Source organism: Streptomyces sp. HSW2009 (assembly GCF_040240285.1).
Taxonomy (GTDB): Bacteria; Actinomycetota; Actinomycetes; order Streptomycetales; family Streptomycetaceae; genus Streptomyces.
Map to the genome: position 1 here is coordinate 1 of NZ_JBEHZD010000475.1, position 6,262 is coordinate 6,262.

General features: G+C 73.1%; 5 protein-coding genes. 1 reads left to right on the forward strand and 4 read right to left on the reverse strand.

Annotated elements, in window-relative coordinates:
- Positions 1-190: 190 nt before the first annotated feature.
- Positions 191-1,546 (reverse strand): LCP family protein, encoded by a 1,356-nt coding sequence (locus AAHZ94_RS26630; protein ID WP_349995883.1) that lies wholly within the window; start codon positions 1,544-1,546, stop codon positions 191-193.
- A gap of 106 nt (positions 1,547-1,652) precedes the next feature.
- Here AAHZ94_RS26630 and AAHZ94_RS26635 point away from each other — a divergent pair, with 106 nt between their 5' ends.
- Positions 1,653-2,189 carry an acyl-CoA thioesterase gene (locus AAHZ94_RS26635; protein ID WP_349995885.1) on the forward strand — a complete coding sequence of 179 codons (537 nt, stop codon included), beginning with the start codon at positions 1,653-1,655 and terminating at the stop codon, positions 2,187-2,189.
- Positions 2,190-2,227: 38 nt separating this feature from the next.
- Here the strand turns inward: AAHZ94_RS26635 and AAHZ94_RS26640 are convergent, their stop codons facing one another.
- The 3 genes from AAHZ94_RS26640 to AAHZ94_RS26650 all read right to left on the reverse strand — a co-directional run.
- Positions 2,228-3,703, reverse strand: coding sequence for an LCP family protein (locus AAHZ94_RS26640; protein WP_349995887.1), 1,476 nt, complete (start codon positions 3,701-3,703; stop codon positions 2,228-2,230).
- A gap of 319 nt (positions 3,704-4,022) precedes the next feature.
- On the reverse strand, positions 4,023-4,304 hold the full coding sequence (locus AAHZ94_RS26645; protein WP_349995889.1) for a hypothetical protein: 282 nt from the start codon (positions 4,302-4,304) through the stop codon (positions 4,023-4,025).
- A 269-nt stretch (positions 4,305-4,573) separates the two neighbouring features.
- Positions 4,574-6,262: LCP family protein (locus tag AAHZ94_RS26650; RefSeq protein WP_502964791.1), on the reverse strand; the 1,689-nt coding region annotated here is incomplete at its 5' end.

The following is a 6,262-nucleotide window of genomic DNA, read 5'->3' on the forward strand; positions in this document are numbered from 1 at the left end:
GCAACCCCCACCCACCGAGCACTCCAGCCCTCACCCAGCAACCCCCCCCCCCCCCGCGCCGCCCCCCGGGTCGGGGTGGGGCCCCCCGCCCCCCCCCCGCCGGCGGCGCGGGGGGGGGGGCGGGGGGGGGGGGCCCCGCACGTCGCACGGTCGCCGTCATCTCAGGGGCGCCGGGCCCCGTCCACCTGTCTCACTTGGTCGAAACGGTGACCTTCTCGTCGTTCTTGAGCTGCTCGATCAACTGCTTGACCTTCGGCATGTCCCACAGCACGGCCGAGCCCTTGGAGGTCGCGTAGCCGGGGTTGGCGACCGGCATGTTCATCTGCTTGCCGTCGCCGCCGGTCACGCCCTTCATCGCCCAGAACATCGACCGCAGCTTCCACAGGCTCATGTCCTTGTCGACGATGAGCGAGTCGAGACCGGCGCTCATCGTCGGGTAGAGCCGGAACGGGTTGAGGATGGTGGACGGGGTGGCCGCCTGGGAGGCCAGCGTGGACAGGAACTTCTGCTGGTTCTTGGTGCGCTCCAGGTCGCTGCCTGCCTCGTACCGGTTGCGGACGAAGGCCAGTGCCTCCTTGCCGTCCAGCGTCTGCTTGCCCTTCTTGAAGTCGGCGCCGGACTTCTTGTCCTTGATGTCGCGGGGGATGTCCATCTCGACGCCGCCGACCGCGTCCACGATCTTCGCGAAGCCGCCGAAGCCGATCTCCGCGTAGTGGTCGATCTTCAGGCCGGTGTTGTACTCGATCGTGCGGACCAGCAGCTCGGGGCCCTGGATCGCGAACGACGCGTTCAGCTTGTGCTGCTGTTCGGGGATGCGCTTGCCGGACTCCGAACCGGTGAACGCCGGGATCGTGACCCAGGAGTCGCGCGGCAGGCTGACCATGGTGTTTCCGTTGTCACCGACGTGCAGGATCATCATCGAGTCGGTGCGCTTGCCCTCGGCCGAGCCGGTGTGCAGGTCCTTCTTCTCCTGGTCGGACATGCCCTCGCGGCTGTCGGAACCGACGATCAGGTAGTTGGTGCCCTTGCCGCCGTCCGGCCGGTCCTCCACCGCGCCCAGGTCGACGTCGCGCTTGAGCTTGGAGTCGGCCCAGAAGTAGGTGCCGATGGAGACGATCAGCAAGAACGCGAAGACGCTGATCACACCGATGGTGATGCGCTTGCGCCAGTGCGGGCGGGCCCGCGGCGGGCCGGGCGGCGTGCCCTGCGGCGGCGGGCCGGCACCGCGCCCCTGGTCGGCGGGTAGCGGCCCGCGGCCCGCACCGTAGACCTGGCCGGTGTTGTAGCCGTCGTCGTCGCCCTGCGCGTCGTGGTAGCCGTCGCCGGCGTGCGCACCGTAGGGCTCGGGGGGCTGTTGCCGCGGCGGGACCGGCCCGCGCGGCGCCCTTCCGGGCGGCAGCGGCGGCTCGCCCTGACGGCCGCCGCCGGCCGGGTCCCGGCGGACGTGCGGCATGGAACGCGCGATATCGGGTGCGGGACCGCGACCGGCGCCGCCATTCCGCTCCCGGTCGCTGTCGCTGGTCCACCCCTCGGGCCAATTGCTCATAGTCGAAGTTTGCCCGGTGCCGCCAACTGGCTCACAGCGCGGGGGTCAACTTGGGGCGCGGCTGTTGCAGAGCTGATGCATTACGGGGGCGCATAAGGTAGTGGACATGACCAATCAGGCCCAGGCCACGGAGGCAGCGATACCGGGCAAGCCGACCGCTGCTTCCCGCACCACGCTGTCCCACATCATGACGGCGGCAGACACCAACCTCCTCGGCACCGTGCACGGCGGCGTGATCATGAAGCTGGTCGACGACGCGGCCGGTGCCGTCGCCGGCCGGCACTCCGGCGGGCCGGCCGTGACCGCCTCCATGGACGAGATGGCCTTCCTGTCGCCGGTCCGCGTCGGCGACCTCGTACACGTCCACGCGCAGGTCAACTGGACGGGCCGGACCTCCATGGAGATCGGCGTCCGCGTCATGGCCGAGCGCTGGAACGAGTCGACGCCCGCGACCCAGGTCGGCAGCGCCTACCTGGTCTTCGCCGCGGTCGACGCGGACGGCAAGCCGCGCGGCGTGCCGCCGGTCCTCCCCGACTCGGAGCGCAACGCCCGCCGCTTCCAGGAGGCCCAGATCCGCCGCACCCACCGCCTCGCCCGCCGCCGCGCCATCCAGGAGCTGCGCGCGCAGCGGCCGGACGAGTGACCCGGCGGCCGGCCGGGGGCGCGGCTGGCCGCTAGCCGCTAGCCGCAGTTCACCTCGTCGCCGTGGCGGGCCTCGCCGGGCGGGGTGGCCGGGGTCTCGGGGCGAACCCGGCGGACGGCCTGGTGGTCGGTGCCGACGGTGAGGCGCAGGACCTGCCCCTGACCCTTGACGGGGCGCAGGTCAGCGCCGGGTACGGCGGTGGCCAGGGAGCGGGCCGAGTCGTCCCAGCGCGGGTCGTACGCGATGACCGTGCGGGGGACGGGCCGGTCGGCGCCGGGGGTGGCGCCCTTGGCCCGGGGCGCGTTGCGGGGCGTGCCGGTGGTGGCGAAGCCGGTCGCGCGGAGCGCGCGGGCGGTCCTGGCGCCGAGCCCGGTGCGGCCGGTGCCGTTGAGGACCTGGACCCGGATCTGCGCCGGGTCGACCCGCACGGTGGCGGCCCGGGGCCGCTGGGTGCGGTGCGCGGCGAGCGGCCGGTCCTCGCGGACGGCGCGGAACAGCCGGTCGGCCTTGGCCTCGTCCCAGCGCACGGTCGAGCCGACGCCCGGCACCGGGAAGCTCACGTCGCCGATGGGCACCGAGGTGAACTCCGACGAGGCCGGCGTGAAGTTCCGCATCGCCTTGCCGAACTCGATCAGCTCGCTGCTGCTCAACTGGCGGTCGGCCCGCACCGAGCCCAGCAGTGACGAGGCCACCTTGCCGAACTTGACCGGGTTGAGCAGCGCCCCGGTGTCGGTCGCCTTGTCGATGAGCGCCGCGAGGAAGCGCTGCTGGCGCTGTATGCGCCCGAGGTCGGCGGCGCCGTCGACATGGCGCGAGCGCACGTACTGGAGGGCTTCGCCGCCGCCGAGCCGGTGCCGGCCCGCGCTCAGGTCGAGCCCGGTGTAGCGGTCCTTGAGCGGGCGCGCGGTGCACACCTCGACGCCGCCCACCGCGTCCACGGTCCGCATGAAGCTGGTGAAGTCGACCTCCAGGTAGTGGTCGACGTGCACGCCGGTCATGTGCTCGACGGTGCGGACGGTCAGGCTCGGGCCGCCCTCCGCGTACGCCGCGTTGATCTTCTGCGGGTGGGTGCGGCGCAGCGCCCCGGTCTTCGGGTCCCGGTAGGCGGGGATCTCCGCGTACGAGTCGCGCGGCAGGCTGATGATGCTGGCGCGGTCCCGCTTGGCGGAGAGGTGGACCAGCATCAGCGTGTCGGTGCAGTGGCAGGGCGCGCCGCCGAGCCGGTACGCGGCCCGTTCGGCCGGTGAGATCTTGTCGCGCCCGTCGGTGCCGGCGAGCAGGAAGTTGGTGCCGTCGCCGGCCGCCGGGCGCTGGTCGAGCGCGCCGAACGGGTCGACCCGTTCGATGCCGCGCTCAAGACCGGCCACCACCGCGTGCCCGACCCCGCCGGTGACCAGCACCGTTGCGGCGGCGCCCACGGCGAGCCTGCGTCCCCACCGGGGCCGTCGTGGCGGCGGTGGCGCCTTGCGCTGGCGCTGGCGGGGCGGGCGGGGAGAGCGGGCCGGTTGGGTCACGGGCGGGGACCTCCACGACTGGCTGGGCTGTCGGACGCGCGGGAAGGCGGGGCGGATGGGGTCGGTAGGGCCGGTGGGGGAGCGGCGCGCGGGGGGGGGCTCGGGCCGGCGCTGGGGCGGTGTGGGGGAGTGCGGTGCAGGTCGGCGGGCGGTGGCGGAGCACCCGACGGGCGATTTGCCGTAAATCGCCCGCAATGGATGCATCGTAGGTCCATATGACCGGCGGCGGGGCGCTCCACACCCGGCGTGGCTGCGGGCCACTCGCCCGGTGCGGGGTGGGGTCCCCCATTCGCGGTAACGCGCCCGGCGTCGACCGCGGTCACCCGGGCGGCGACGCCCGCACGCGCGTACCCGTATCCGCACCTGAGAGGGCTGACCTCCGCGGGGGGGGGGGGGCCCCCCCCCCCGCCCCCCCCCCCCCCCCCCCGCCCCCCCCCCCCCCCCCCCCGCCCGCGCCCCCCCCCCCGCCCCCCCCCCCCCCCCGCGGCGCGGCCCCCCCCCCGGGGCGGCCCCCCCCCCCCCCCCCCCCCCCCCCCCACCCCGCCCACCCCCCCGGCCCCGCCGGGGCCGGTCGCCCCGGGCGCCTTCCGCCGCGCGGCACCGGGGCAACGGGGCGGCTGCGGCGCGGAGTTCATCCGGCCCCGCTGCGCCGGGGAGGTTGTACGGGTAGGCGGCGTACGGAGATGGGCCGTACGGGGATGGGTCGGACGGTTCGGGTTGGACGGTTCGGGCCGCGTGGATACGGAGCATGCGGAAACGGGTCGTACGAGAACGGACTGTGCCCGTCAGCCTCGTACGACCCGTCCCGTCGCGTACGCATCTACCGCGTACGCACCCACCTGGTACGGCCCACCCGCCCCGCGCCCGCGGTCAGAACGTGTAGATCGGGTTCACCTTCATGCAGGCCGAGGTGTCGTCGCCGTTGAGGGCGCCGGCGCTGTCGGGGGTCTTGGCCTCCTTGCCCTCTTCCGCTGCGGTGCCCCCGTCCGATGTGTCAGGGGAGCCGGAGGCGTCGGTGGCCGGGGTGCTGCTGCCGTCCGGTGAGGTGCTGCCGCCCGATGCGGCCGGATAGCTCGTGCCCTCGCGCCAGTCGGCGCCGACGACCACCGTCACCTGCGGCTGGCCCGGCACGAGTTGGACGGTGCGGTCCGGCAGGCCGAGCGTCTTGGCGACGGCCAGCGCGTCGGCGCGCTGCTCCTCGGCGCCGAAGGCGATCGTCGTGGTGGACTGCGGCTTGGGTGTGCTGTCCGCGATGGCCTGGGTGAAACCGCTGTTGATCAGGGCGTTCGCGATGACCGAGGCCCGCTGCGGGACGGCCGCGAGGGAGGGGGTGCCGGTGCCGTTCTGCACGGCGACGGGGATCTCCTCCTTGGGCGCCGCCGGCGTGGCGGGCTTGTGGGTCTTCTTCGGGTGGAGCTTCTTCTTCTTGTCCTTGCCGTCCAGGGCGATGTCCTCGCGGATCATCTCGAAGAGGGTGTCCGCGTCGCCCGGCTTGGGGACCACGTGCGCCTTCTTGTTCTGCGGGTCGGGCACCCATGGCATCGTCGTCATGGTGATGCGCTTGGTGGGCACCTGCTTGAGGTCGTTGCCCAGGTCGTACAGCTTCTTGACGGTGCCGAGGCCGTAGTCGACCTTGAGCGCCTTGGTCGCCGACTCGGCCAGGTCCATCAGCTTGCCCGGGTCGCTCAGCTTGGTGCCGGACTTGAGCTGGCGCACCATCGCGTTCATGTACATGTGCTGCGCCTTGGCGCGGCCGATGTCGCTGCCGTCCTCGAAGCCGTGTCGGGTACGCAGCCACTGGAGCGCCTGCTTCCCCTTGATCTCCTTCTCGCCCTTCTCCAGGCGCAGCCCGGAGTCGGGGTCCTTCACGTTGTTGTCGACGCAGACCGGGACGCCGCCCACCGCGTCCGCCATGTCCACCACACCGGAGAAGTCGATCATCATGAAGTGGTCGATGGGCACCCCGGACAGCGCCTCCCAGGTGGCCACCGTGCAACCGGGGCCGCCGTTCTGGAGGCTGGAGTTGATGATGTTGCGGTCCGACGCCGGGTAGACCGTGCCGTCGCTGTCGGTGCACTTGGGGATGGCGACGCGGGTGTCGCGCGGGATGCTGACCACCGACATGTTGCTGCGGTCGGCCGAGACGTGCACCAGCATCTGGACGTCGGCGAGCGGCTTGCGGTCGCGGTCCTTGCGGGACCCGCCGAGCTTGATGTTCTCCTCGCTGTTCCGGCTGTCCGAGCCGAGCAGCAGGATGTTCAGCGGTCGGTCACCGTCGGCGTTGGGCGCGCTCTTGTCCAACTTGTTCTCGCCGAGGTTGAGATCGTCCTTCTCTATGTTGCCGTTGAGGTGCTGGTAGTAGAGGTAGCCGGCGCCGGCCGTGCCCAGGATGAGGAAGGCCAGGCTGCCGCTGGTCCACAGCAGGATGCGGCGGGTCCTGGAGCGCCCGCGTACGCGCTGCTGGCGCCGGGTCCCCGCGCGCCGCGAGCCGCCGTCGCGCGGTGCGGGGACGGCCGCGCCCTCCGTGCCGTCCGTGGGTCCGCTGCCGCCGCTGCCGCC